This window comes from Thermomonas beijingensis, from assembly GCF_020034655.1.
GTDB lineage: Bacteria > Pseudomonadota > Gammaproteobacteria > Xanthomonadales > Xanthomonadaceae > Thermomonas > Thermomonas beijingensis.
In genome coordinates this window covers 1,056,048-1,079,513 of the sequence record NZ_JAIQDJ010000001.1, presented here as the reverse complement: position 1 = coordinate 1,079,513, position 23,466 = coordinate 1,056,048, and the positions used below count along the sequence as shown (strand labels likewise).

The 23,466-nt window shown below is 60.7% G+C and carries 25 protein-coding genes; 11 read left to right on the top strand and 14 right to left on the bottom strand.

The window, feature by feature from the left end; all coding sequences use genetic code 11:
• Nucleotides 1-46: 46 nt before the first annotated feature.
• Nucleotides 47-799 (top strand): leucyl/phenylalanyl-tRNA--protein transferase, encoded by a 753-nt coding sequence (aat, locus tag K7B09_RS05025; protein ID WP_223627376.1) that lies wholly within the window; start codon nt 47-49, stop codon nt 797-799.
• A 108-nt stretch (nt 800-907) separates the two neighbouring features.
• Nucleotides 908-1,126: a translation initiation factor IF-1 gene (gene infA, locus K7B09_RS05020; protein ID WP_143878402.1), complete on the top strand. Its 219-nt coding sequence runs from the start codon at nt 908-910 to the stop codon at nt 1,124-1,126.
• A 208-nt stretch (nt 1,127-1,334) separates the two neighbouring features.
• Here the strand turns inward: infA and galU are convergent, their stop codons facing one another.
• The 7 genes from galU to cmk all read right to left on the bottom strand — a co-directional run bounded on the left by galU (nt 1,335) and on the right by cmk (nt 9,403).
• On the bottom strand, nt 1,335-2,246 hold the full coding sequence (galU, locus tag K7B09_RS05015; RefSeq protein WP_223627374.1) for a UTP--glucose-1-phosphate uridylyltransferase GalU: 912 nt from the start codon (nt 2,244-2,246) through the stop codon (nt 1,335-1,337).
• Nucleotides 2,247-2,281: 35 nt separating this feature from the next.
• Nucleotides 2,282-4,186: a polysaccharide biosynthesis protein gene (locus K7B09_RS05010; RefSeq protein WP_223627372.1), complete on the bottom strand. Its 1,905-nt coding sequence runs from the start codon at nt 4,184-4,186 to the stop codon at nt 2,282-2,284.
• Nucleotides 4,183-5,178 (bottom strand): glycosyltransferase family 4 protein, encoded by a 996-nt coding sequence (locus K7B09_RS05005; RefSeq protein WP_223627370.1) that lies wholly within the window; start codon nt 5,176-5,178, stop codon nt 4,183-4,185. The genes K7B09_RS05010 and K7B09_RS05005 overlap by 4 nt, the downstream gene beginning before the upstream one ends.
• Entirely contained in the window at nt 5,165-6,343 is a 1,179-nt protein-coding gene (gene lapB, locus K7B09_RS05000) for a lipopolysaccharide assembly protein LapB (protein WP_223627368.1), read from the bottom strand. The genes K7B09_RS05005 and lapB overlap by 14 nt, the downstream gene beginning before the upstream one ends.
• Nucleotides 6,344-6,475: 132 nt before the next feature.
• Nucleotides 6,476-6,778, bottom strand: a complete 303-nt coding sequence (locus K7B09_RS04995) for an integration host factor subunit beta (RefSeq protein WP_223627365.1) — start codon at nt 6,776-6,778, stop codon at nt 6,476-6,478.
• Between the two features lie 76 nt (nt 6,779-6,854).
• Nucleotides 6,855-8,555, bottom strand: a complete 1,701-nt coding sequence (gene rpsA / locus K7B09_RS04990) for a 30S ribosomal protein S1 (protein WP_223627363.1) — start codon at nt 8,553-8,555, stop codon at nt 6,855-6,857.
• A gap of 167 nt (nt 8,556-8,722) precedes the next feature.
• Entirely contained in the window at nt 8,723-9,403 is a 681-nt protein-coding gene (cmk, locus tag K7B09_RS04985; RefSeq protein ID WP_223627361.1) for a (d)CMP kinase, read from the bottom strand.
• Nucleotides 9,404-9,529: 126 nt separating this feature from the next.
• Here cmk and ykgO point away from each other — a divergent pair, with 126 nt between their 5' ends.
• The 3 genes from ykgO to K7B09_RS04970 all read left to right on the top strand — a co-directional run bounded on the left by ykgO (nt 9,530) and on the right by K7B09_RS04970 (nt 11,151).
• Entirely contained in the window at nt 9,530-9,655 is a 126-nt protein-coding gene (ykgO, locus tag K7B09_RS04980; protein ID WP_010342887.1) for a type B 50S ribosomal protein L36, read from the top strand.
• A 100-nt stretch (nt 9,656-9,755) separates the two neighbouring features.
• Nucleotides 9,756-10,085 carry a hypothetical protein gene (locus K7B09_RS04975; RefSeq protein WP_223627359.1) on the top strand — a complete coding sequence of 110 codons (330 nt, stop codon included), beginning with the start codon at nt 9,756-9,758 and terminating at the stop codon, nt 10,083-10,085.
• A gap of 34 nt (nt 10,086-10,119) precedes the next feature.
• Nucleotides 10,120-11,151 carry an agmatine deiminase family protein gene (locus tag K7B09_RS04970; protein ID WP_223627357.1) on the top strand — a complete coding sequence of 344 codons (1,032 nt, stop codon included), beginning with the start codon at nt 10,120-10,122 and terminating at the stop codon, nt 11,149-11,151.
• Between the two features lie 70 nt (nt 11,152-11,221).
• Here the strand turns inward: K7B09_RS04970 and aqpZ are convergent, their stop codons facing one another.
• Entirely contained in the window at nt 11,222-11,956 is a 735-nt protein-coding gene (aqpZ, locus tag K7B09_RS04965; RefSeq protein WP_223627354.1) for an aquaporin Z, read from the bottom strand.
• Nucleotides 11,957-12,064: 108 nt separating this feature from the next.
• Between aqpZ and K7B09_RS04960 the strand changes: the two genes are divergently transcribed.
• Both K7B09_RS04960 and K7B09_RS04955 read left to right on the top strand, forming a co-directional pair.
• Entirely contained in the window at nt 12,065-12,949 is an 885-nt protein-coding gene (locus K7B09_RS04960) for a carbon-nitrogen hydrolase (protein ID WP_223627352.1), read from the top strand.
• Nucleotides 12,942-14,159: a TraB/GumN family protein gene (locus tag K7B09_RS04955; RefSeq protein WP_223627350.1), complete on the top strand. Its 1,218-nt coding sequence runs from the start codon at nt 12,942-12,944 to the stop codon at nt 14,157-14,159. The genes K7B09_RS04960 and K7B09_RS04955 overlap by 8 nt, the downstream gene beginning before the upstream one ends.
• 60 nt (nt 14,160-14,219) lie before the next feature.
• Here K7B09_RS04955 and lysS read toward each other — a convergent pair whose 3' ends face one another.
• From lysS to K7B09_RS04940, 3 genes are all read right to left on the bottom strand, one after another.
• Entirely contained in the window at nt 14,220-15,731 is a 1,512-nt protein-coding gene (lysS, locus tag K7B09_RS04950) for a lysine--tRNA ligase (protein ID WP_223627348.1), read from the bottom strand.
• A 96-nt stretch (nt 15,732-15,827) separates the two neighbouring features.
• A protein-coding gene (prfB, locus tag K7B09_RS04945) for a peptide chain release factor 2 (protein WP_223627346.1) occupies nt 15,828-16,956 on the bottom strand; the annotation gives its coding sequence in 2 pieces (ribosomal slippage) (nt 15,828-16,880 and nt 16,882-16,956; 1,128 coding nt in all).
• A 78-nt stretch (nt 16,957-17,034) separates the two neighbouring features.
• Entirely contained in the window at nt 17,035-17,376 is a 342-nt protein-coding gene (locus tag K7B09_RS04940; RefSeq protein WP_223627344.1) for a HesB/IscA family protein, read from the bottom strand.
• A 62-nt stretch (nt 17,377-17,438) separates the two neighbouring features.
• Between K7B09_RS04940 and asnS the strand changes: the two genes are divergently transcribed.
• From asnS to K7B09_RS04925, 3 genes are read left to right on the top strand one after another with little or no spacing between them, the layout of a single operon-like run.
• Nucleotides 17,439-18,839, top strand: a complete 1,401-nt coding sequence (gene asnS, locus K7B09_RS04935) for an asparagine--tRNA ligase (RefSeq protein ID WP_223627342.1) — start codon at nt 17,439-17,441, stop codon at nt 18,837-18,839.
• Between the two features lie 15 nt (nt 18,840-18,854).
• On the top strand, nt 18,855-19,160 hold the full coding sequence (locus K7B09_RS04930; protein WP_223627744.1) for a hypothetical protein: 306 nt from the start codon (nt 18,855-18,857) through the stop codon (nt 19,158-19,160).
• On the top strand, nt 19,157-19,465 hold the full coding sequence (locus K7B09_RS04925; RefSeq protein ID WP_223627340.1) for a hypothetical protein: 309 nt from the start codon (nt 19,157-19,159) through the stop codon (nt 19,463-19,465). The genes K7B09_RS04930 and K7B09_RS04925 overlap by 4 nt, the downstream gene beginning before the upstream one ends.
• A 75-nt stretch (nt 19,466-19,540) precedes the next feature.
• Here K7B09_RS04925 and K7B09_RS04920 read toward each other — a convergent pair whose 3' ends face one another.
• Entirely contained in the window at nt 19,541-21,316 is a 1,776-nt protein-coding gene (locus tag K7B09_RS04920) for a hypothetical protein (protein ID WP_223627338.1), read from the bottom strand.
• 15 nt (nt 21,317-21,331) lie between these two features.
• Nucleotides 21,332-21,922 (bottom strand): NfuA family Fe-S biogenesis protein, encoded by a 591-nt coding sequence (locus K7B09_RS04915; protein ID WP_223627335.1) that lies wholly within the window; start codon nt 21,920-21,922, stop codon nt 21,332-21,334.
• A gap of 43 nt (nt 21,923-21,965) precedes the next feature.
• On the opposite strand from K7B09_RS04915, the gene K7B09_RS04910 reads away from it, so the two are divergent.
• Nucleotides 21,966-22,307: a 4a-hydroxytetrahydrobiopterin dehydratase gene (locus K7B09_RS04910; RefSeq protein ID WP_223627333.1), complete on the top strand. Its 342-nt coding sequence runs from the start codon at nt 21,966-21,968 to the stop codon at nt 22,305-22,307.
• A gap of 30 nt (nt 22,308-22,337) precedes the next feature.
• Here K7B09_RS04910 and K7B09_RS04905 read toward each other — a convergent pair whose 3' ends face one another.
• Nucleotides 22,338-23,300, bottom strand: coding sequence for an RluA family pseudouridine synthase (locus tag K7B09_RS04905; protein WP_223627331.1), 963 nt, complete (start codon nt 23,298-23,300; stop codon nt 22,338-22,340).
• Nucleotides 23,301-23,466: the final 166 nt, after the last annotated feature.

Here is a 23,466-nt window from a genome sequence, read left to right as displayed (position 1 = left end):
ACGGATCACCCTCCCGCATCCACGGGAGGGCGATTGACCCACTTGCATGCACCGTCTGCCTTGTTTGCTCGACACCGCCCCCGATGCGCCGTTTCCCGGGCCGGAACGGGCATTGGTCGAGCCCGATGGTCTGCTCGCCGTCGGTGGTGACCTATCCCCCACGCGCTTTCTCAACGCGTATCGCAGTGGCATTTTTCCGTGGTTTTCCGACGGCGAGCCGATCTTGTGGTGGAGCCCTTCACAACGTGCCGTGTTCCGCACCGACGGCGTATTGCTGTCCGGCAAGCTACGCCGACGGTTGCGCAATAGTGGCTGGACACTGCGTGCGGACACCGCGTTTATGCAAGTGGTGGCCGGCTGTGCGGCACCCCGCAAAGAGCAAGGCGGCACCTGGATTACCGCAGACATGCAACGCGCTTATGCACAACTGCACCAACTCGGCATCGCGCATAGCATTGAAGTATTCGCAGGTGAGCGCTTGGTCGGTGGCTTATTTGGCCTTGCCTTCGGCCATGTGTTTTGTGGTGACAGCATGTATTCTGCCGAATCCGGGGCATCTTCGCTGGCCCTGACAGGCTTGGCGTGGCGTTTGCACGCATGGGGTTGGCCGCTGATCGATGCCCAAGTACCCAATGCGCATACCCGCCACTTGGGTGTTGAAATCTGGTCACGCGCCACGTATTTGGCAGCATTAGCCAACTTGCGCGAACACCCGGACCAACCCGGCCTCTGGCGTGAGCGTTTCGGTGAGTGGAACGCGACCGATGTTCTGCCAAGCCCAAGCCACCCCTCTGCTTAACGGGTTTTTTGCAAAAAACACCGCAACGTGTCATGATGTTGGACTTTCGAGCCTGACTTGTCGCGGCTCACCCTTGTACCAGACTTCAGGAATTGCTCCGGCACCCACATGGCGAAAGACGACGTCATCGAATTCGAAGGCACTATCTCCGAAACCCTCCCGAACACCATGTTCCGGGTCAAGCTGGAGAATGGCCACGAGATCATCGCCCATATCTCCGGCCGGATGCGCAAGAACTACATCCGCATCCTGACCGGCGACAAGGTCAAGGTTGAAATGACGCCCTACGATTTGACCAAGGGCCGGATCACTTACCGCCACCGCTGAGTGCTTGCATTTTTGCTGCTGGCTGAAAAAAACGCTCCGCATGGGGCGTTTTTTATTGCCTGCACCAGCAAGAAGCTGCGTGCAGGGGCAACCGCTGGCGGGGCTGCGCTGGCGTCACCATGCCACCATCAGGTCGTGGCCAGCGGTCGCTCCTGCGATCCAGCATTGCTGCAATTGCAGGCTACCCGCGTGCCTGGCAACACTGCGATCAACTTTCTTTGACGCCCATTTCTGACAGCGCATTGCGCATCAGCTCACGCGCGGCGTCGCTGAGTTTTTCGTTGTCCAGCGCGTAACGAATGGTGGCTTCGATCAAGCCCAGATGGGTGCCACAGTCAAAGCGCGTACCGTGAAAACGAAATGCATCCACCCGTTGACTGGCCAACAATGCAGCGATGGCGTCAGTCAGCTGGATTTCCCCGCCTGCGCCCTTCGGTGTGGTTTCCAGTAAATCAAAGATCGCCGGATCCAGCACATAGCGCCCCACCACCGCCAAGTTGCTTGGGGCCACATCCGGATGCGGCTTTTCCACGATGGCATGGATCTTCCCAGCCGGCCCATCAAATGCATCCGTCGCCACGATGCCATAGCTGCCAGTCTGTGCATGCGGAACATCCTGCACCGCCACCGCACTGCCACCATTGGCATGCACATAATCCACCATCTGCTTAAGCGCGCCATCTCCGCGGCTCCAGATCAGATCGTCGGGCAGCAATACCGCGAACGGTGCATCTCCGACCACCGGTTTTGCGCACAACACCGCATGCCCCAACCCCAAAGCTTCGGCTTGCGTCACGAACACCGCACGCACACCTTCCGGCAACACATTGCGGATCAGCTCCAGCTGTTCGTGCTTGCCGGATTTCTCCAGCTTTTGCTCCAACTCATAGGCCTTGTCGAAATAATCAGCCACCGCGTGCTTGTAGCGATTGGTGACAAAGACCAAGGTGTCGCAACCCGCGGCAATCGCCTCATCCACCGCGTACTGGATCAACGGGCGATCCACGATCGGCAGCATTTCCTTGGGGACCGTCTTGGTGGCGGGCAGGAATCGAGTACCGAGGCCGGCAACCGGAAATACAGCTGTACGCACGCGACGTGATGGGCTGGAAGATGTCATCCGGCAATTCTAACCACGCAATGTCATTTTGGCACTTAGCCCTGATGCGCACGCCGCCCCGGAAACACCACCACAACGGCTTTATGATCCGGTGCGGATTCCACTGGATTGAATTCCGGCACCGCGTCACGCAGGGCAAGCTCCAGCGCACCCAAGTCATAGGCTTGGGTGGCTTCACGCAATTGCTTGAGCGCCAGGTCCATACGCTCTGGCTGCACTGCCCGCGGCGTGGCCTGCAGAATATCGGGATACTGGGTTTGGCTGTAACGTTCATCGGCATGAAACAGCGTTTCATGCAGGCGCTCGCCTGAGCGCAAGCCGATATATTCGATGCCGATGTCTTTGCCCGGCTGCTTGCCTGCCAAGCGAATCATCTGGTCGGCCAGCATCCGGATCGACACCGGGTCGCCCATATCCAATGTGTACACCGCCTGCTGTGCGCCGATCGAGGCTGCCTGCAAGATCAACAAGCAGGCCTCCGGAATCGTCATGAAATAACGGGTGACTTCCGGGTCGGTCACGGTGACCGGGCCACCGCGCCGAATTTGTTCGCGAAATAACGGCACCACGCTGCCGGCAGAATCCAGCACATTGCCGAACCGCACGGTGATCATGCGGGTGGTGCGCGCGTCCACCAGCGCCTGACAGGCCATCTCAGCCAAGCGCTTGCTGGCACCCAACACGTTGACTGGATCCACTGCCTTATCGGTGGAAATCAACACGAAGGTGCCGATGTTGGCATCCCGGCAGGCCCGCGCTACCACATCGGTCGCCAATACATTGTTGCGCACTGCTTCGCGCAATTGCTGCTGCAACAGCGGCACTTGCTTGTATGCAGCCGCATGGAACACAGCCTCTGGTTCGGCCAGCCTCAAGGCATGACGAATCACCGCCGGGTCACCGCAATCACCGAGTACTGGAATGCAGGTGATATCGGGAAAATCCCGGCGCAACTCGGTCTCGGTGGTGAGCAAGGCCAGCTCATTGATTTCCACCAATGCAATTCGATGCGCACCATGCTTGGCGCACTGCCGGCACAACTCCGACCCGATCGAGCCACCCGCCCCGGTCACCAACACCGAACGTGCACCCAGCCAACCACGAATGGCTTTCCAATCCGGTGCATGTGGCTCGCGCCCCAGCAAATCCTCAATTGCGACTTCCTTCAACTCGCCGGGCAGCGATCGGCCTTCCAGGATATCGGCCAGTTTGGGCACCATGCGGAACGGGAGACCACTGTCTTCGCACAGGCCAATAATGCGACGACGGTCGGAGGCGTCGATCGACGGCATTGCGATCACCAGCAACTGCGCACCGGTTTCACGCCCAATTCGCGCCACATCGGCAATCTTGCCCAGTACCGGCAACCCCTGCATACGCGCACCGCGCAGGGTTGCGGCATCATCCAGAAAGCCGATGGGGTCATAGCGCCCGGTGCGTCGCAAATCACGCACCAGTGCTTCACCCGACTGTCCTGCACCCAGAATCAGGACGCGTTCGGCACCCACCGATGTCTGCAGCAAGCGGTGGTCTTTCCACGCCCGAAACAGCAACCGTGGCGTGCTCAGCAATATGGTCAGCGCAAACGGGTACAGCGATAACGCCGAACGCGACACCAAATCCAGCCGGCTGTAAAAGAACAGCCCGACCACCGCCGCCAACAAGCCCAGCACGCTGGCTTTGAAGATGTTGAGCAAGTCAGGAACGCTGGCAAACCGCCACAAACCACGGTACAGGCCTACCTGCCAAAACACCAACCCCTGCGCCACCATCACGATCAGCACCGTACTGGAAACCGGTACCAAATCGAGTTGCGTGGGCTGCATGGCATAACGCAGATAATGCAGCCCTTGCCAGCAGAGCCAAACCATCACGAGGTCATGCACGATCACCGCAAGCCGCGGCAAACGGTACTTCAGACGTTCCATCCGTGTTGTCATGAGCTGATTCCTTCGCTCCCGCCAGCCTTCCGATACAGCACAACCCAGAGCCCCAGTGAGGTGACAGCAAACACCCCGCCAGCACTTAGGCCCTCGGCTCCCCCCAGCCGCAACGCGACTAGCATGATCCCGATTGCCAGCGCCGTCCACCCCGCATATGCGGCAGTCACCCAGCCGTGCCCGGCGCGGCGCGCAAAACGCTGGTACAGATGCTGCACATGGGGCTGCCACCAGCGCTCGCCGCGCCACATGCGGCAACCCAAGGTCATCCCTGCATCCACCAGCATCGCGCCGAGAGGCATGAGCAGCAACGGCCACAGCGTAACCGGGTATGCGGGCAGGCAGGCAAGCACCAGCAACGCCATCAGATAACCCAGCGCGCCACTGCCAACATCCCCCAAAAAAATATTGGCCTGCGGCAGATTGAAAGGAAGAAACCCCAAACATGTGGCTGCCACCACCAGCGCGAACCCTTGTGCACTGCCTGATGTCGCACCAGCGAGTGCCAATCCGCATAGTGCGGCCTGACTGGCCGCCAGCCCGTCGATCCCGTCCATGAAGTTCCAGACGTTGACTAACACCGGCACCAGTACAATAGCCAACGCGGATATTTGCCAGCTCCCACTGTGCGCATACAGCGCGATCGCCAGCAGCCCCCCTGCCAGGACATGCATGGCGAGCCGTGGCCAGACCGGCAGGTTGCGGTGGTCATCCCACCACCCCGTAATGGCGATTAGTGCAAGCCCTGTTGCAGCCCAACCCCAAATGAACGCGTCCATCCGGCTCAACCAAACGCAGCAGCCCAATGTCGCCAGCACAATGCCAATTCCGCCACCGCGTGGCGTCGGGGAGTGGTGGCTGCGGCGCTCGCCAGGGTGATCCAGCAAGTCTTGTCGATGTGCGTAACGGATCGCCCAGCGCGTACCCAACACCGACACCGCAAATGCGATGCAGCAGGGCCACAACCATTGCGGCCACTCAGACCACGGCATAGTTCAGTAATGGTTTGACCGTTCCCCACTCCTTGCAACTGGGGCACTGCCAATGGTGACTGCGCGCACCAAAGCCACAGCGATTACAGCGGTAGCTGGGATTGCGCACCAGCAATTGGTCGGTGATGCCTTTCAGGTCGTGCAACGTGGCCTGCGCATCGCTGCCATCCGCAAGACTGAGGTCGATCAAGGCCGCCTCACCGCGTACCGAGGGTCGATCCTTTAGCTGCTGCGCCAGATAGTGACGGGCCGCAGTTACACTTTCATCTGCCTCAATCATCCGCGTCAGCGCCAATACCGGCGCAATACCCCGGTAGTGCTCACACATCTCGGCAAGGAAGGCGCGTGCGCCAGTGCGCTCACCGACCAAGGCATAACATTCGAGTAGGGCGGGCAGAATCACTGGCAAGAAATCCGGATCATGCCGAGCAGCGCGCTCGTAGGCGCGAATGGCCGCTTGTGGATTGCCAGCCTCACTCTCCAAACGGCCTTCGAGGATACCGGCGCGCACCGAATGGGGATCGGCAGCATACGCGCGCACAATCGCCGTACGCGCAGCGGCACTATCACCATTGGCACGCTGCCGATCGGCCAACTCGCATTCAAACTGCGCCACCAGCTTGCCCATTGATTCGCCAGTCACCTCTTCATAGCGCACGGCATTTGCAATTGCTTTTTCCCAATCACGTTCGGATTGATAAATTCCGATCAAATGCTTGAGTGCCTGCGGTGCACGCTGATCCAGCACAGACAGATCATTGAATACCGTTTCGGCGCGGTCCAACAGGCCGGCGCGCATGTAATCCTCGCCAAGTGCTGCCAGTGCCTGGATTTTCTGGATGTCCGTCAAGTCTGCGCGCTGCGCCAAACCCTGGTGCAGGCGGATTGCGCGATCTACTTCCCCGCGCCGGCGAAACAGATGGCCCAAGGCCACTTGGGTTTCGAAGGTGTCCTTGTCCAGTTCGGCCACGTGCAAGAACAACTCAATCGCCTTATCCGGCTGCTCATTCAGCAGATAGTTGAGGCCTCGGAAATAGGTGGTAGAGAGCTTGCTGACTTGAGATCCACTGTGCTGCTCGCCACCACGGCGCCCAATCACCCAACCCGCCAATCCGGCGAGCGCCACGAAAATGACAAACCACATCCATTGGTCAAGCCAGGCCATGCAAAGGTTCCAGTCAAAGGGCTGTACGTGCAGATACCCACGGCAGTTAACAATGTCCGAGCTGCAAGCTTAACGGACTTGGCCGCGTTGCATTCACTGGATGCGCCGAGCGGCTCCCAATGTCACTGAGGATCAGTCCTGGTTAGGCAGCGGCATCACGCCAGTCACTCGCTCGCGCAGTTCTTTACCGGGCTTGAAGTGCGGCACATATTTGCCGGACAACGCCACCGCATCCCCGGTTTTCGGGTTACGACCGGTGCGCGGCGGACGATAATTCAGGGAAAAGCTGCCGAAGCCGCGAATCTCGATGCGTTCACCACTGGCGAGTGCACCACTCATCATCTGCAGCAGGGACTTTACTGCCATATCAACATCGTCGGCCTTCAAATGCGGCTGACGGCGTGCAAGCAGTTCGATGAGTTCGGACTTGGTCATGTCTCTTGGACTATGTGCAATAAAACGACGACGGCCCGGCCAAAACCGGGCCGTCGCTCAACTCGAACGGACTAAATCAATCCGCCTTGCTGTTCAGCTGCTCACGCAGCAGCGCGCCCAGCTTGGTGGTGCCGCTGGCAGCATCTGCATTGGCCTTGTTGTACTCGGCCAGCGCTTCCGCGGTTTCTGCAGCATCCTTGTCCTTGATCGACAGTTGCAGGCTGCGACCCTTGCGATCGGTGCCCACCAGCTTGGCTTCAACCTCTTGACCGACCTTCAGCACCAGGCTGGCATCGTCCACGCGGTCGTTGCTGATGTCACGTGCGGAGACGTAGCCTTCCACGCCGTCGCCCAGATCAATGGTGGCACCCTTGGCGTCCACTTCCTTGACCGTACCGGTGACCTTGCCGCCCTTCGGATGCGCCGCCATGAACTGACCCAACGGGTCTTGTTCCATCTGCTTGACGCCCAACGAAATGCGCTCACGCTCCGGATCCACGGCCAACACCACGGCTTCCAGGGTGTCGCCCTTCTTGTAGTTGCGGGCAATGTCTTCGCCGGTGGAGTTCCAGCTGATATCGGACAGGTGGATCAAGCCATCGATGCCGCCGTCCAGACCGATGAAGATGCCGAAATCGGTGATCGACTTGATCTGGCCCGACACCTTGTCGTTCTTCTTGTGGATCGCCGCGAAGGTTTCCCACGGATTGCTGGTGACTTGCTTGATGCCCAGCGAAATGCGGCGACGCTCTTCATCCACGTCCAGCACCATGACTTCGACTTCGTCCCCCACCTGCACCACCTTGGCCGGGTTGACGTTCTTGTTGGTCCAATCCATTTCGGAGACGTGCACCAGACCTTCCACACCCGGCTCGATTTCGACAAATGCGCCGTAATCGGTGACGTTGGAGACCTTGCCGAACACGCGGCAGTTGGACGGATAACGGCGAGCAATGTTGTCCCACGGATCTTCGCCCATCTGCTTGAGGCCCAAGCTGACGCGGTTGCGCTCTTTGTCGTACTTGAGCACGCGCACATCCATTTCCTGACCTACTTCCACCACTTCGGACGGATGGCGCACGCGCTTCCATGCCATGTCGGTGATGTGCAGCAGGCCGTCGATGCCGCCCAAGTCCACGAACGCGCCGTAGTCGGTGAGGTTCTTGACCACACCCTTCAGGATCGCGCCCTCGACCAGCTTCTCCATCAGCTGCTCGCGCTCTTCCGAATGCTCGGTCTCGACCACGGCACGGCGGGAGACCACCACATTGTTGCGCTTGCGATCCAGTTTGATGAGCTTGAATTCCAGCTCCTTGCCTTCCAGATACACCGGATCACGCACCGGACGCACGTCCACCAACGAACCGGGCAGGAACGCGCGGACGTCCTTGATGTTGACGGTGAAACCGCCCTTGACCTTGCCGTCGATGCGGCCAACGATGGTGGCATTGGCCTCCAGCGCTTCTTCCAGCTCGTCCCACACCATGGCCTTCTTGGCCTTTTCGCGGGACAGCACGGTTTCGCCGAAACCATTTTCCAGCGAGTCGAGGGCAACCTTGACCTCGTCACCCACACCAACGTCGATTTCGCCGGCGTCATTGCGGAACTGTTCGATCGGCACGATGCCTTCGGACTTCAGGCCGGCATTGATCACCACCACGTCGTTGGTGACGGCAACCACAATACCCTTGACGATGGAGCCGGGCTTGAGCTTGGCCAAATTGGCCTGGCTGGCTTCAAACAGTTCTGCGAAAGATTCGGTAGCTACGGAATTCATGAAAAATCTCGGGTGGATACACGGGCAACCCACAGCACCGGGGCGGCCCACCTAGGTGGGTTGGCATGGGCGCAGAACGCGCTTGGCCATGTGTGAATGAAGGAAAAACCGCAGGCACGCATGCACCCACGGAACGGATCTGCAACGACTGAGACAAACGCGACCGGTTACGGTGCGGGACCAACCACAATATCCAGCACTCGGGCGACCACCACTTCAATGGGCAACCCGGTGGTATCGATGTGGACGGCGTCATCGGCCGGCCGCAACGGCGCCACCGTGCGACTGGCATCGCGGGCGTCACGCGCGAGAATCTCGCGTAGCAGACCATCCATTGTGACGGAAACCCCTTTGTCTTTCAACTGCTTATAGCGCCTCTCCGCGCGTTCTTCGGCGCTGGCAGTCAAAAACACCTTATGTGCGGCATCGGGGAAGATCACCGTGCCCATATCGCGGCCGTCGGCCACCAGCCCCGGCAGCTGCCGAAACGCACGCTGGCGATCCTTCAGTGCCGCCCGCACCTCCGGAATGGCAGCAATTGCAGAGGCCGCCGCGCCGGCGGTTTCTGTACGCAACTCATCGGTGGCATCCACATCATTGACAATCACCCGTGGCTCGCCGCCGGCATCATCACGAAACCTCACCACCGTATCGAAGGTGCAGCGCACCAGTGCCGACGCGTCCGAGAGATCGATATCCGACCATCCCGCCGCAATCCCTACCGCACGGTAAAGCGCGCCAGAATCCAGATAATGCCAACCCAAACGCTGGGCGACGATGCGACTGATGGTGCCCTTGCCGGAACCGGACGGGCCATCAATGGTGAGGACGGGTGTGGATGCAGTCATGACGAAGATTATGCCGCCACACCAGCCCAATTCCACAGATTCAATACAACCCGTTGATCTTCCAACCAAATACCCGTTAGAATGCGCGGCTTCGCTTCATTCCCATCCATTTGCCGAGGTTTCATCATGAAGGTCCTGTCCTCCCTGAAGTCGGCGAAGGCCCGTCACCGCGACTGCAAGGTGGTTCGCCGTCGTGGCAAGGTCTTCGTGATCTGCAAGTCCAACCCGCGCTTCAAAGCTCGCCAGCGCTGATTCATCAGCTGTCTGGACGACCGCAAGGCCGCCTTCGGGCGGCCTTTTGCGTATCAGCATAGAATCTTGGGTTTCGTCCACCACATGTAGGAGCACCGCCATGCATTGCTTATCCCGCAGTCTGTTGTTGGTCGTCCTTGCCAGCCTGTCCGGCATGGCCAGCGCTGGCGATACCCTACTGATTGAGCGCAGCAAAGACGTGCCTGCCAATGCACCCACGCACGGCATGTCCATCGCGCAAGTGCAATCCAAATTCGGCGCGCCCGCCTCCAAACTGGAGCCGCGTGGTGGCCAAAAGCGTGCATGGCCCACCATCACGCGCTGGGTCTATCCCAGCTACACCGTGTATTTCGCCCACGACCGAGTCATTGACGTAGTCGTCAACCAAGCCTCTGCGGACGAAATTGGCCCCAAGCAACCCATGAAATAACTCGGGCACTTGAACGCCCGCCACGAAGACAGCCATGACCGATACCAAGTTGCGCTTCCCCGCCGAGTGGGAGCCTCAGGCGGCGATCCTGATTGCCTGGCCACATGCCGCCACCGACTGGGCCGAACGCCTGGGAGACGTGGAGGAGACCTATATTGCACTGGTCGCCGCAATCACTCGATTTCAGCCGGTGCTGATCTGCGTGGCAGATGACGATGTTGAAACCTACGCCGAGATTCGCCTGCGCTCCAACCGGGTGGATATGACCCATGTGCGTTTTGTCACCGTTGCCTATGATGATACGTGGCTGCGCGACTCTGGCCCGATCACCTTGCGCGCTGGCAACCATTTCCGCTTGCTCGACTTCTGCTTCACCGCCTGGGGCGGCAAGTTCGAGGCCGGCCAGGACGATCGGCTGGTGGAGGCTCTCAGCACGCAAGGCGTATTCGGCAACACGCCACGCCAGCGCATCGAATTTGCCTTGGAAGGGGGGGCCATCGAAACCGATGGCGATGGCACCCTGCTGACCACGTGGCAATGCCTGCACGAGCGCCACCCTGGCCTTGATCGTGCGGAATTGAGCGCCAAACTGGCCGACTGGCTGCAGCAAGACCGCGTGCTCTGGCTGGACCACGGTGCGCTGGAAGGCGACGACACCGATGCGCATATCGACACCCTCGCCCGCTTCGCCCCCGGCAATACCATCGTGTTCCAGGCCTGCGACGATGCAGCCGATTCGCACTATGCCGATCTCAAAGCAATGGCCGACGATATCGCCGCGTTGCGCAGCAAGGACGGCCAGCCGTATCGCCTGTTTCCGTTGCCGTGGGCCAAGCCTGTTTGGGACGCAGGCCGCAGGCTTGCAGCCAGCTATGCCAATTACTTGATCATCAATGGCGCGGTACTGATGCCGGCCTATGGCGATGCGAACGATGCCAGCGCCGCTGCGGTGCTGGCACAGGCCTACCCGGGCCGCGAGGTCGTGCCAGTCCCCTGCCGTGCCCTGATCTGGCAAAACGGCAGCCTGCACTGCATCACCATGCAATTGCCGCAAGGGTTGCTGTAGTTGGCTGACTCGCCATTCCAGTTGCCCCAATAAGGCCGCATTCCTGCGGCCTTATTGGGGTGATACAAATTTACAAGTCGCCAGTAATTGCCGGCCGCTCCGGCCCCAGCCACTTGTAGATCACACCACCCAGCAGGCCGCCCAGGATCGGCGCCAACCAAAACAACCACAGCTGCGACAGCGGCGCACCCCCCACGATCAAGGCCACGCCGGTGGAGCGCGCCGGGTTTACCGAGGTGTTGGTGACCGGGATGCTGATGAGGTGGATCAAGGTCAGACCCAAGCCAATCGCAATGGGCGCAAAGCCCGCGGGTGCACGGCTGTGGGTGGCACCCATGATGATGATCAGGAACATCGCGGTCATCACTACTTCGCACAGGAATGCCGCAGCAATGGCGTAGCCACCGGGAGAATGCTCGCCAAAGCCATTGGTGGCGAATGCGCCCGCCGCGTTCGAGTCGATGGCAAACCCGGCCGTACCACTGGCGATCTGGAACAGAATCCAGCCGGCAAACACCGCACCGAGTACCTGCGCCACGCCGTAGGGCAACAAATCCTTCGCCGGAAACCGCCCCCCTGCCCACAGGCCAACGCTCACCGCCGGGTTGAAATGGCCGCCGGAGATGTGGCCAAACGCATACGCGCCGGTCAGCACGGTCAAACCGAATGCCAGCGCCACCCCCAGCAATCCGATCCCCAACGGATTGCCATCGCCGCCAAACTTGGCGGCCAGCACGGCGCTACCGCAGCCGCCCAAGACCAGCCAGAACGTACCGATAAATTCGGCCCCGAGTCGCTTCAACATCGTGAAATCCCCTGGCGAATGAATGCACGCCGGTCGCGCGCAACGTCAGCATAGCCGAAAGCACGACATTGGCGATGAAGCGAGGCGGCGCTCGCCTACAATGGGCGGATGACAACCAAACTTCTCTCCGTTGCGCTGATCCAGGAGCGCAACCACGGCGATGCCGCCGCCAACCTGGCCATCATCGAAACCCGCGTGGCCGAAGCCGCCCGCGCCGGCGCGAAGCTCGTACTGCTGCAAGAGCTGCACAACGGTGCGTATTTTTGCCAGCACGAATCGGTAGACGAGTTCGATCTGGCCGAGCCCATCCCCGGCCCCAGCACCGCGCGCCTGTCGGCGCTGGCCAAGCAGCATGGCGTGGTGCTGGTCTCTTCCTTGTTCGAAAAGCGCGCGGCGGGGCTGTACCACAACACCGCCGTGGTGTTTGACGCCGACGGCTCGCTGGCCGGCAAGTACCGCAAGATGCACATCCCGGACGATCCGGGCTTCTACGAAAAATTCTATTTCACCCCCGGTGATCTGGGTTTTACCCCCATTCAAACCTCGGTGGGCAAACTCGGCGTATTGGTGTGCTGGGACCAGTGGTACCCGGAAGCGGCGCGCATGATGGCGCTGGCCGGTGCCGAGCTGTTGCTGTATCCCACCGCGATTGGCTGGGACCCCAGCGATGCACAAGATGAAAAAACCCGCCAGCGCGATGCGTGGGTGCTGTCGCATCGTGGCCACGCGGTGGCCAATGGCTTGCCGGTATTGAGCTGCAACCGTGTGGGCCACGAGGCGTCACCGCTGGGCGCTTCCGGCATTGATTTCTGGGGCAACTCGATCGTGTTGGGGCCGCAAGGCGAAGTCATCGCCGAAGCCGGCACCGACGCATCGCTTTTGCTGGCCAAGGTTGACCTGCAGCGCAGCGAACATGTGCGCCGCATCTGGCCGTTCCTGCGCGACCGCCGTATCGACGCCTATTCCGATTTGACGAAGCGTTACCGTGACTGACTCCTCCCTGCCGGCCAGCGCCGCCGAATACGCCAACCAACCTGTCATCGAGGTGCAGCGTGATGGCGTCCACTACACCCTGCTGGGTACCGCACATGTGTCCAAAGCCAGCATTGATGCGGTCAATGCGGCCATCGACAGCGGCCGGTTTGATGCAGTGGCGGTGGAGCTGGACGAACAACGCCACAAAGCACTGACCCACCCGGATGCGCTGGCGCAACTGGATCTGGTCAAGGTCATCCGCGACAAGAAAGTGGCCCCGTTTGCCGCCAATCTGGCACTGGCCGCCTATCAGCGCCGGCTGGCAGAACAATTGGGGATCGAACCCGGTGCGGAACTCAAAGCCGCCGCCACGGAAGCCAGCGCGCGCGGGCTGTCGTTGCAATTGATCGACCGTGATGTGGGCATCACCTTTCGCCGTATCCTGCAAGGGCTGGGCTTCTGGGACCGCGCCAAATTGATCGGCAGCGTGGGCGGCGGTTTGTTTGCCCGCGATGAAGTGTCCGAAGCAGACATCGAGCGCCTGAAAGAAGGCGACATGCTGGAGTCGAGTTTTGGTGACTTTGCACGCGATACCCCCACGCTGTTTGCCAGCCTGATCGACGAACGCGACCAGTACATGGCGGCAAAATTGCGCGAGCGCAGCGATGGTGCAAAACAGGTGTTGGCGGTGGTGGGCGCGGGCCATCTGAAAGGCATGTCACGCTATTTGGCCGACGACCAGCGCACACCGCAAGCGGTCGTCGACGCGCTTGTGCAGATCAAACAAAAACGCAATATCCCGTGGATCACCCTGACCTTGATGACGCTGATCATCGGTGGCATTGCGTGGGGCTATTACCACGGCGGCCGCGACCTGGGGCGTGATTTGCTGCTGCAATGGGTGGCGTGGACCTGCGGGCTGACCGCCATCGGCGCGCTGTTGGCCGGTGCCAACCCGTTGAGCTTGCTGGCCGGTGCCGTTGCCGCGCCGTTCAAGCCGTTCCGCCCCGGCCTGCCTTCGGGCATGTTCAGTGCATTGGCCGAAGTGCGCCTGCGCAAACCCGCCTATCCGGATTTCCTGGCGCTGCGCGATGACACCCAGACCTTGCGCGGGTGGTATCGCAACAAGGTGACGCGCGTGGTGCTGGTGTTCATGCTGACCAACTTGGGCACGATTGCCGGCGAATGGATGGCGGGCGCGCGCATCCTCGGCAAATTGCTGCACTAAGTCCTGGGATGGCGTTGCGATGCCGACCGATAGCCGGCATCACACACCGCAAGTTGCGGCTTATTCCACTGCCTGTGGGCGCATGTATGGGAATAGCAGGACATCGCGAATCGAGTTGCTGCCGGTCAACAGCATCACAAAGCGATCAATGCCCACGCCAAGGCCACCGGTAGGCGGCAGCCCCACTTCCAGCGCCCGGATGTAGTCGGCATCGAAATGCATGGCTTCATCGTCGCCACTGTCCTTCGCCTCGACTTGCGCACGAAAGCGCGCGGCCTGGTCTTCCGGATCGTTCAATTCCGAGAACCCATTGGCCAACTCCTTGCCACCGACAAACAGCTCGAAGCGATCGGTGATGCCCGGCTCACTGTCGGACTCACGCGCCAGTGGGCTGACCTCCACCGGATAGTGGGTGATGAAGGTCGGCTGGATCAAGCCACCTTCCACAGTCTTTTCGAAGATTTCCAACAGCAATTTGCCCCAGCCGTAACCAGGCTTCACGTGCACACCCAAACGCGCGCAATGCGCGGCCAGTGCGTCGCGATCGCGGCAATCGGCCACCGAAATTTCCGGGTTCAATTCACGCACTGCCTCTTCCAATTTCCAACGACGGAACGCAGGACCAAGATCAATCGCCTGGCCATCCCACTCGAATGCGGTGGTCCCCATCGCTTCGCGCGCCACGTCGCGCATCATGGCTTCGGTCAAATCCATTACTTCGATGTAGGTGGCATAGGCTTCGTACAACTCGAGCATGGTGAACTCGGGGTTGTGCCGGGTGGACACACCTTCGTTACGGAAGTTGCGGTTGATTTCGTACACTCGCTCCAACCCGCCTACGGTCAAGCGTTTGAGGTAGAGCTCCGGCGCGACGCGCAGGTAAAGATCGAGATCAAGCGCGTTGTGATGGGTAGTGAAGGGACGCGCCGTGGCACCACCTGCGATGTAATGCATCATCGGTGTTTCGACCTCCAGAAAGCGCCTGGCGTCCAACCAACTGCGCATCGCACGGACGATGCGCGAGCGGGCGATAAACACATCGCGCGCCTCCGGATTCACGATCAAATCCACATAGCGCTGGCGATAGCGCTGCTCCACGTCACTCAGGCCATGAAACTTGTCTGGCAATGGTCGCAACGCTTTAACCAGCAGCCGCAGTGAGCTGGCCTTGACCGACAACTCACCGGTCTTGGTGCGCATCAAGCTGCCTTCGACGGCCACGATATCGCCGATGTCCCAACCCTTGAATGCGTCGTAAGTGTCACCCAACGCTGTGCTTTGCAAGAACAACTGCACCCGCCCGCTCATATCCTGCACGGTGGCAAACGCGGCCTTGCCCATCACTCGCTTGGCCAGCATGCGCCCGGCAATCGCAACGGTGCGGCCACTCGCCTCCAGCGCTTCGCTCGTCCAGCGCTCAGCATCCGCATAATCGGCTTGCAGGTCACCAGCGAGATCGGCGCGATGAAAGTCATTGGGGAATGCCACACCGCTGTCGCGCAGCGCATGCAGCTTGCCGCGACGCTCCGCGATGAGCTTGTTTTCGTCGATGATGGGAGAGGTGTCTGTCATGTCATGACCGTGTTTTTTTTAGGAGCGACCCATGGCCGCGACCGCTCCGGTTGGATAGGGTTGCGGCCATCGGCCGCGCCTGCGGTTGAGCAAAAATCAAGCCGCGTCGGAACGTTTGGCGCCCGCTTCCAGCCCGGATTTCAGGCTGGCCTCCACAAATTCATCCAGATCGCCGTCCAGCACTTTTTGCGTATCACTACGCTCGATGCCCGTGCGCAGATCCTTGATCCGGCTTTGATCCAGCACGTAGTTGCGGATCTGGCTGCCCCAACCAATATCCGACTTGGTGGCTTCCAGCGCATCCTTCTCGGCGTTGCGCTTTTGCACCTCCAGTTCGTACAGCTTCGCCTTCAGCATCTTCATCGCACGGTCACGGTTGGCGTGCTGGCTGCGTTCGGTTTGACACGCCACCACGGTATTGGTGGGCACGTGGGTAATGCGCACCGCGGACTCGGTCTTGTTGACGTGCTGGCCACCCGCGCCCGAGGAGCGATACACGTCGGTCTTCAGGTCGGCGGGGTTGATCTCGATGTCGATGTCGTCGTCCACTTCGGGCGACACGAACACGCTGGTGAAACTGGTGTGGCGACGGTTGTCCGAGTCGAACGGCGACTTGCGCACCAGGCGATGCACGCCAATCTCGGTCTTCAGCCAACCATAAGCGTAGTCACCCTCGATGCGGAAGGTGGCGGATTTGATGCCCGCCACATCGCCGCCGGAAACTTCCATCAGCTCGGCTTTCCAGCCGCGGGATTCGGCCCAGCGCAGGTACATGCGCAGCAGAATTTCCGCCCAATCCTGGGCCTCGGTACCACCGGCGCCGGCCTGGATATCGACGAACGCATTGCAGCTGTCCATCTGCCCCGCGAACATGCGCTGGAATTCGATGGCTTCCACGCCTTTTTCGAAACGATCAACATCGGCCACCACCGCCAGCGCGGTGTCCTCGTCGTCTTCCATCTCGGCCAATTCCAGCAACTCTTCGGCGCCGGCCAACCCGTCTTTCAAGTTGCGAATGCCATTGACGGTCTTGTCCAACAACGATCGCTCACGCCCCAATGCCTGCGCACACGCGGGGTCGTTCCAGATGTCAGGGTTTTCCAACTCGCGCTCGACTTCTTCCAAACGTTCACGCTTGGCGTCGTAGTCAAAGATACCCCCGGAGCGCATCCAGCCGACCGGTCAGGTCGGCGATGCGGGCTCGGATGGGATTCAGCTCGATCATGTGGGGTAATTGCAGGGGAAATGACCTGCCATTATACGGCCTTGCCACCCTGTCCTCGCGAATTTCGCCACACCGCTGTCAGCCCGCCTTGTCCGCCTCGGTCGTGAAACTGGACCCGCAGCCGCAGCCGCCGGTGACGTTGGGGTTGTCGAACACGAACTGCGCGTTCAGGCCCTGCTGCACATAGTCAATGCGGGTGCCGTCCACTTGCGACAAGCTGGTGGCGTCCACATAGATGCGCACGCCGGCATCGTCGAACACCACATCCGAGTCCAGCACGTTGCGCGCCACTTCCACCTTGTAGCCCCAGCCGGAACAACCGCTGCGGGACACCCCAAAACGCAGGCCCAACGCGGTGGGATCCAGCTCCAGATACCCCAGCACACGTCTGCGGGCGGATTCAGTCAATGAAATGCTCATGTGGGCATTGTAGCTCCGGTAAACTTGCAAACTATTTCGTGTTTGCAACGCAGGATTTCAAGATGACGACGATTACCATCGCCCAGGCATTGGCCGGGCATGTGCCGGAAGGTGGGCAAGTGACCGTGCGCGGCTGGGTGCGCACCCGCCGCGACTCCAAGGCCGGCCTGTCGTTTGTCAATGTCAGCGACGGCTCCTGCTTTGCCCCGATCCAGGTGGTGGCCACCGATGCGCTGGGCAATTACGAAACCGAGGTCAAGCACCTGACCACCGGCTGTTCGGTGATCTGCACCGGCACGCTGGTGAAGTCGCAGGGCCAGGGCCAGAGTTTCGAGGTGCAGGCCTCCGCCATCGAGGTGGCCGGCTGGGTGGACGATCCACTGACCTACCCGATGCAGCCCAAGCAGCATTCGCTGGAATACCTGCGCGAGTTCGCGCACCTGCGCCCGCGCACCAATTTGTTCGGCGCCGTCACGCGGATTCGCCACTGCCTTGCGCAGGCCGTGCACCGCTTCTTCCACGAACGCCAGTTCTATTGGATCAGCACGCCCATCATCACCACCTCCGATGCCGAAGGCGCCGGCCAGATGTTCCGCGTCTCCACGCTGGACATGGCCAACCTGCCGCGCGATGGTAAGGGCAACGTGGATTTCAGCCGCGACTTCTTCGGCAAGGAAACCTTCCTCACCGTGTCCGGCCAGCTCAATGTCGAGGCCTACTGCCTGAGCTTGAGCAAGGTGTACACCTTCGGCCCCACCTTCCGCGCCGAGAATTCGAACACCACACGGCATTTGGCCGAGTTCTGGATGATCGAGCCGGAAATCGCATTCGCGGATTTGAATGACGATGCCCACCTGGCCGAAGAATTCCTGAAATACCTGTTCAAAGCCGTACTCAATGAACGCGGCGATGACATGGCGTTTATCGCCGAACGCGTGCAGAAAGATGCCATCACCCGGCTGGACGGCTTCATCAATGCGCCATTTGAACGCATCGACTACACCGATGCGATTGGCCTGCTGCAAAAGTCCGGCAAAAAATTCGACTTCCCGGTCGAATGGGGTTTGGATTTGCAGACCGAACACGAGCGTTGGCTGACCGAAGAACACGTGGGCCGTCCGGTGGTGGTGATGAACTATCCCGAGCAGATCAAGGCGTTCTACATGCGCATGAACGACGACGGCAAAACCGTGGCCGCGATGGATGTGCTGGCCCCCGGCATCGGTGAAATCATTGGCGGCAGCCAGCGCGAAGAACGGCTTGATGTCCTGGATGCGCGCATGGCGCAGTTCGGCATCGACCCGGCGCACTACGGCTGGTACCGCGACTTCCGCCGTTATGGCAGCGTGCCGCATGCCGGGTTTGGCCTGGGTTTCGAGCGGCTGGTGGTGTACGTGTGCGGCCTTGCCAATATCCGCGACGCGATTGCCTACCCGCGTGCGCCGGGCAGTGCGGAGTTCTAAGTCGTGGATGCCGATCTGGTGTTGTTTTTTGCGCTGACCTCATTCGCCACGTCGATCGCTGGTGCAACTGCATTCGTGATTTTCTGGCCATTGACCTTGGTGCATATCCGCGATCGTCACCCGCAGATCACCACGCAATTGGGTGAAGGTGCATTCCTCAAACCCATCGCGTTGTGGTGGCTGCTGCGCGGTGGTTATCGCAGTACGCCGGACCGCTCGCTGTCGGGGCTGGCCACACCGGCCCGCATTTCACTACTGGTGATTCTAGGTGGCATTGTGATGGGCGGTATTTTGTGGGTCATCGGCAAGGCAATGGCATGAACAACTCCGCACACGACCGTTGGTGGCTGGCCACACTGGGGCGCACACTGATCTGGGCGCGCTTGCGTGAACTGGACGCAGGCACCGCCGAAGTCTTTGACTCCGATGGTGCCACGCTCCCGTTTGACAGTGTGGACACCGCCCGCGCCGCATTGATGGATGCTGAGTTTGTGGAGTTTGAAGGTCTGGACGAAAGCGATGCGCTGGAGCGCGGGTTTTCACTGGCCGAAGTGACACCGCCGCAAGCACGCGATGATGCCAGCTTGCGCGCATTGATGGTGCAAACGTTGGGCGCACGCGGGTAGCCCTCTCAAAAGCGCGATGCTTCTGGCATGACCTCGGCCTCCCGGCAAGGGCGATCGCGCCCCTGCGGTGCGCTCCTATGGCTTATCGACAGATTGGGCGGCCGGCCGCACACTGCCGTTATCTTCCTGCAATTCTGGCTTAAACGGGATTTCAGGGGCCTTGCGTCCGGTCGAATTCTGCTCGTTGGCATCCGGGTTTTCCGGCATGCAACCGCCGCCAAATTGCAGGAGCGAGACCACGCATTTGAGCTTCAATTTGGTGCCAGGAATCGGGATCGACAATTCCTTGATGCCCTTGCGCACCCATTCCTGCAGCAGGTTGCCTTCGGGGATCCAGTATTTATCGAAGCGGGTGCCGCGGTATTCCAAGCCTGGCCGCTTCAGCCACGTCCCCGCGCGGTCCAGATCCACGCCGCTGTTTTTTGACCAGGCATCGGGCAAGCGCGCACTGCCATCGGCATTGAACAATCCGGCTTTGCCGTCGCCATTGCGGCCATTGCCTTTGTCATTCCCACTACCGGCACCGGTGCCCGCCACATTGCGATTGGATGCCCCCCAATCATCACTCTTCGCCGCCCCCGGCCAACCGCCCGGTGCCGCTTTCAGCCCTGGCCCAGCGCCGGTGCCGACTGTACTGACGCCACGTCCTCCCGTCTGTGCCGCTTGCGTGCCTGCGCCTTGACCGGCTTGGGCTTGTCCCGTTCCCGCCGCGCTTGCGGTGTTGCCACCAGCACCTGCGGCACTGGCCTGACCGTCGCTGGCATGCCCATTGCCCGGTGTGGCCGCCACCACGCCACCCTCGCCTGGCTGCAAAGGAAGCTCGCGCACCTGGCCGTGCAGCTGCGGTACCTGCACACTTGCGGTGGTGGCCTGAGCAGATTTCGTCGACGGCGTTCGCTCGCGGGTGAGCAGGTTCGCGTCAGGGATGAACACGTCCAATGCCTGCACCTGCGTCTTCAATTCAGGGGCGCGCAATTGCACATCCCGTGGCTTGACTTGCAAGGTTTGCACGGGTTGCGCTTTCAGCGTGGCAATGGCTTCCACCTGCTGCTGTGGCTGCACATCACGCAATTTGATTTCCGGCATCACGACCGTGCGCTCACGCGGCGGTGACAGTTGAAAGCTTTCCGGCTGCGGCTGCGCGACATTGCTGACTTGCAACTGCTGGGCCGCCGTGGCATCGCTGGGTACCGGCTTGGGCTGCGTCAGTATGGGTGCGGTTTGATCGGCGGCCAGGGTCTGCGGCGGCGATGCCGCAACTTGTTCCAGCGCGACGGGTTGGTTGGCATCGGCGGCATGGGCAGCCGCCTGCCCCGGAGTGGTTGGCGCTGTTGGCGAGGCTCGCCGTGCCGCCGATGCGGCTGCCGGCGCAGACTCGACACCCGCATTGGCCAAGGCACCACCGCCAGTGGCCACATTACCGCGTCCGATGAACTCCACTTGCACGGCTTCGCCCTGCTCGTCTTCCTGTTGCTGTGCCAGCGCTAGAAACCGCAGGTACATCAGCCAAAGCAGCAATCCCACCAATACCAGATGCAACAACACATCCGCCGCCCCCACGCCGATCCGCAACTTGCGGTCTTCACGCGGATCCGGTGGTCGCCCCAAGCGCAGCAGCTGGAAAAATGGCAGACCCAGGCCACCACTGTTGCTGACTGTCGGCGCAGGCCGCTGCACCAAGCTATCGACCCAATCCTGTGGTGGTGCATGGCGAATGGGGGCCGCGGTTTGCACCATTGCATCCAGCCAGCCTTGCCAGCCAGCAGGCAGCTGTGATGGTGACGGTTCGTGACCAGTCTTGAGCAGGCGCCGCTGATTCAGCGCGGCAATGACGTCATTGGCTGTCGTCACGCGCGCATGCGTCCGTCAGGCCTCACGCGCCATGTATGGCGCATCACCAGTGGCGTGATCGGTGGAATCACGCACGCCGGTAACCCCCGGCACCTTCTCCAGCAGGGTTTTTTCGACCCCCTGCTTCAAGGTGATATCCACCATGCTGCAACCGTGGCAGCCACCGCCAAAATTCAACACCACGATGCCTTCGCCAGTGATTTCGGTCAGTGTGACATGGCCTTTGTGCATCGCCAATTGCGGATTGATGTCATTGTCGATCACCCAGCGCACGCGTTCCACCAACGAGGCGGACTCACCCGGCACCACACCCTTGATTTTGGGGGCACGGATCTGCAATTGACCACCGGTAGCCTTGATCTCGTAATCAATCTCCGCGCCATCCAGAAACGGCACACTGGGGGCATCCAGCCACAAGGTGAAGCCGGCGCAGTCAATCGCCCATTCATCTCCCGCCAACTCGCTGGGCTCGGCAAACTCCAAGCGCACGTCGGCGCGCTGCGTGCCGGGGTTTTGTGCGGACAGCCGCACGCCCAAGCCAGGAATGTCCTCACGCTCGATCAATTTACGAAAGTGGGTTTGTGCGGTTTCTGAAATCTGGATCATGCCGCTATTCTAACGGGCTGCAACGTCACTGCGCGAAACCCATATGAATGACATGATTCCGCTTGCCCACGCCCATTGCGCTCCGCGCCGCGGCCATGAACACCGTCTGAGCGAAGCCAGCATTCGCGAACTCCTGCCGCAGCTGCCAGGCTGGGCCTTGGTCGAAAACGGCCACGCGCTAAGCAAGACCTTCACCTTCGCGGATTACTACCGCACTATGTCATTTGTGAATGCGCTGGCGCACGTCGCCAATGCCGAAGACCACCACCCCGACCTCTCCGTGCATTACGACCGCTGCTTGGTGCGTTTTTCCACCCATGACGTGGGCGGGTTAAGCGAGAACGACTTTATTTGTGCGGCGAAGGCGGAGTTGTTGGCGGGCTGAGACATCGCCACTGGTCTTGGTCGCCGAAACTCACCCCAGCCGATCCAGCACGTCAATCAACTCCGGCACCAGCGGCGCATTGAGCCGATAGGGAGCTTTGCCGCCATCCAGCGCAAATTCCAAGGTGGCGGCATGCAAGAACAAGCGCTTCAAGCCCACTTGTTCACGCAGCCGCTTGTTGGCGGCTGCATCGCCATATTTGTCGTCACCGGCCACCGGATGGCCAATGTGCTGGGCATGTACGCGAATCTGGTGGGTACGGCCGGTTTCGATGCGGATTTCGCAATAACTTTGCCCGTCACGGCGTTCCAAGGCACGAAAATGGCTGATTGACGGCTTGCCGATGGCATTAACCTGCACATGCCGCTCGCCACCTTGGCGCAACCCCACATGCAGCGGCACATCCACGCTCATCACACCATCGGGCATACGCCCAACCAAGAGCGCCAAATAGCGTTTTTCGATGCCTGACCCATGATCTTCACGCAATAATCGCTGAAGTTCTGTCAAGGCTGAGCGCTTTTTGGCGAGCACCAGCAAGCCGGAAGTATCCCGATCCAGCCGGTGCACCAGCTCCAGGTTGTCGCGTGGCCGCAGCACCCGCATGGTTTCGATGGCGCCAAATGAAATCCCGCTGCCGCCGTGGCTGGCCACACCCGATGGTTTGTTGATGGCCAGCAGGCGCGCATCTTCAAACACGATGGACGCCTCCATTGCCGCCAGCATAGCTTTTGGCGGCGAACGGCCGGCATCTTGCGGCGATTCGATGCGAACAGGCGGGATTCTGACCTCATCGCCAACTTCCAGCTTGCGTTCCGCCTTGGCCCGGCCGCCATTGATGCGCACCTGCCCGCTACGCACCAGCTTGTAGACCAGTGAGCGCGGCGCACCTTTCAACTGCCCGAGCAGGAAGTTATCCAACCGCTGACCTGCGCGGTCATCGGGGATGCGAACGGTGCGGGCGCCACCAGAAGGGGAATCGGGCTGTGTCATTGGGGGCTGATCTGATACACTCGGGGGGCGATGCAAGGGTTTGATTTTGCAGGAAGTACCGGGCGGCTGTTTACCGCCCAACCGGCCGAAAGCCGGCCTTCCCGGCAAGCCCCGCCGCAGTGACGTTGCCACCACCCTTGGGGTGGACATGTTAACGGCTGCGCGG

Bases quoted from the DNA above. Each gene is read 5' to 3' on its own strand.
- ykgO (WP_010342887.1), top strand. From the start codon at position 9,530: ATGAAGGTCCTGTCCTCCCTGAAGTCGGCGAAGGCCCGTCACCGCGAC.
- cmk (WP_223627361.1), bottom strand. From the start codon at position 9,403: ATGACTGCATCCACACCCGTCCTCACCATTGATGGCCCGTCCGGTTCC.
- galU (WP_223627374.1), bottom strand. From the start codon at position 2,246: ATGACATCTTCCAGCCCATCACGTCGCGTGCGTACAGCTGTATTTCCG.
- K7B09_RS04995 (WP_223627365.1), bottom strand. From the start codon at position 6,778: ATGACCAAGTCCGAACTCATCGAACTGCTTGCACGCCGTCAGCCGCAT.
- K7B09_RS04925 (WP_223627340.1), top strand. From the start codon at position 19,157: ATGAACAACTCCGCACACGACCGTTGGTGGCTGGCCACACTGGGGCGC.
- K7B09_RS04910 (WP_223627333.1), top strand. From the start codon at position 21,966: ATGAATGACATGATTCCGCTTGCCCACGCCCATTGCGCTCCGCGCCGC.
- K7B09_RS04975 (WP_223627359.1), top strand. From the start codon at position 9,756: ATGCATTGCTTATCCCGCAGTCTGTTGTTGGTCGTCCTTGCCAGCCTG.
- aat (WP_223627376.1), top strand. From the start codon at position 47: ATGCACCGTCTGCCTTGTTTGCTCGACACCGCCCCCGATGCGCCGTTT.
- K7B09_RS05005 (WP_223627370.1), bottom strand. From the start codon at position 5,178: ATGCCGTGGTCTGAGTGGCCGCAATGGTTGTGGCCCTGCTGCATCGCA.
- lapB (WP_223627368.1), bottom strand. From the start codon at position 6,343: ATGGCCTGGCTTGACCAATGGATGTGGTTTGTCATTTTCGTGGCGCTC.
- rpsA (WP_223627363.1), bottom strand. From the start codon at position 8,555: ATGAATTCCGTAGCTACCGAATCTTTCGCAGAACTGTTTGAAGCCAGC.
- K7B09_RS04960 (WP_223627352.1), top strand. From the start codon at position 12,065: ATGACAACCAAACTTCTCTCCGTTGCGCTGATCCAGGAGCGCAACCAC.
- K7B09_RS04970 (WP_223627357.1), top strand. From the start codon at position 10,120: ATGACCGATACCAAGTTGCGCTTCCCCGCCGAGTGGGAGCCTCAGGCG.
- infA (WP_143878402.1), top strand. From the start codon at position 908: ATGGCGAAAGACGACGTCATCGAATTCGAAGGCACTATCTCCGAAACC.
- K7B09_RS04940 (WP_223627344.1), bottom strand. From the start codon at position 17,376: ATGAGCATTTCATTGACTGAATCCGCCCGCAGACGTGTGCTGGGGTAT.
- asnS (WP_223627342.1), top strand. From the start codon at position 17,439: ATGACGACGATTACCATCGCCCAGGCATTGGCCGGGCATGTGCCGGAA.
- K7B09_RS04915 (WP_223627335.1), bottom strand. From the start codon at position 21,922: ATGATCCAGATTTCAGAAACCGCACAAACCCACTTTCGTAAATTGATC.
- aqpZ (WP_223627354.1), bottom strand. From the start codon at position 11,956: ATGTTGAAGCGACTCGGGGCCGAATTTATCGGTACGTTCTGGCTGGTC.
- K7B09_RS04905 (WP_223627331.1), bottom strand. From the start codon at position 23,300: ATGACACAGCCCGATTCCCCTTCTGGTGGCGCCCGCACCGTTCGCATC.
- lysS (WP_223627348.1), bottom strand. From the start codon at position 15,731: ATGACAGACACCTCTCCCATCATCGACGAAAACAAGCTCATCGCGGAG.
- K7B09_RS05010 (WP_223627372.1), bottom strand. From the start codon at position 4,186: ATGACAACACGGATGGAACGTCTGAAGTACCGTTTGCCGCGGCTTGCG.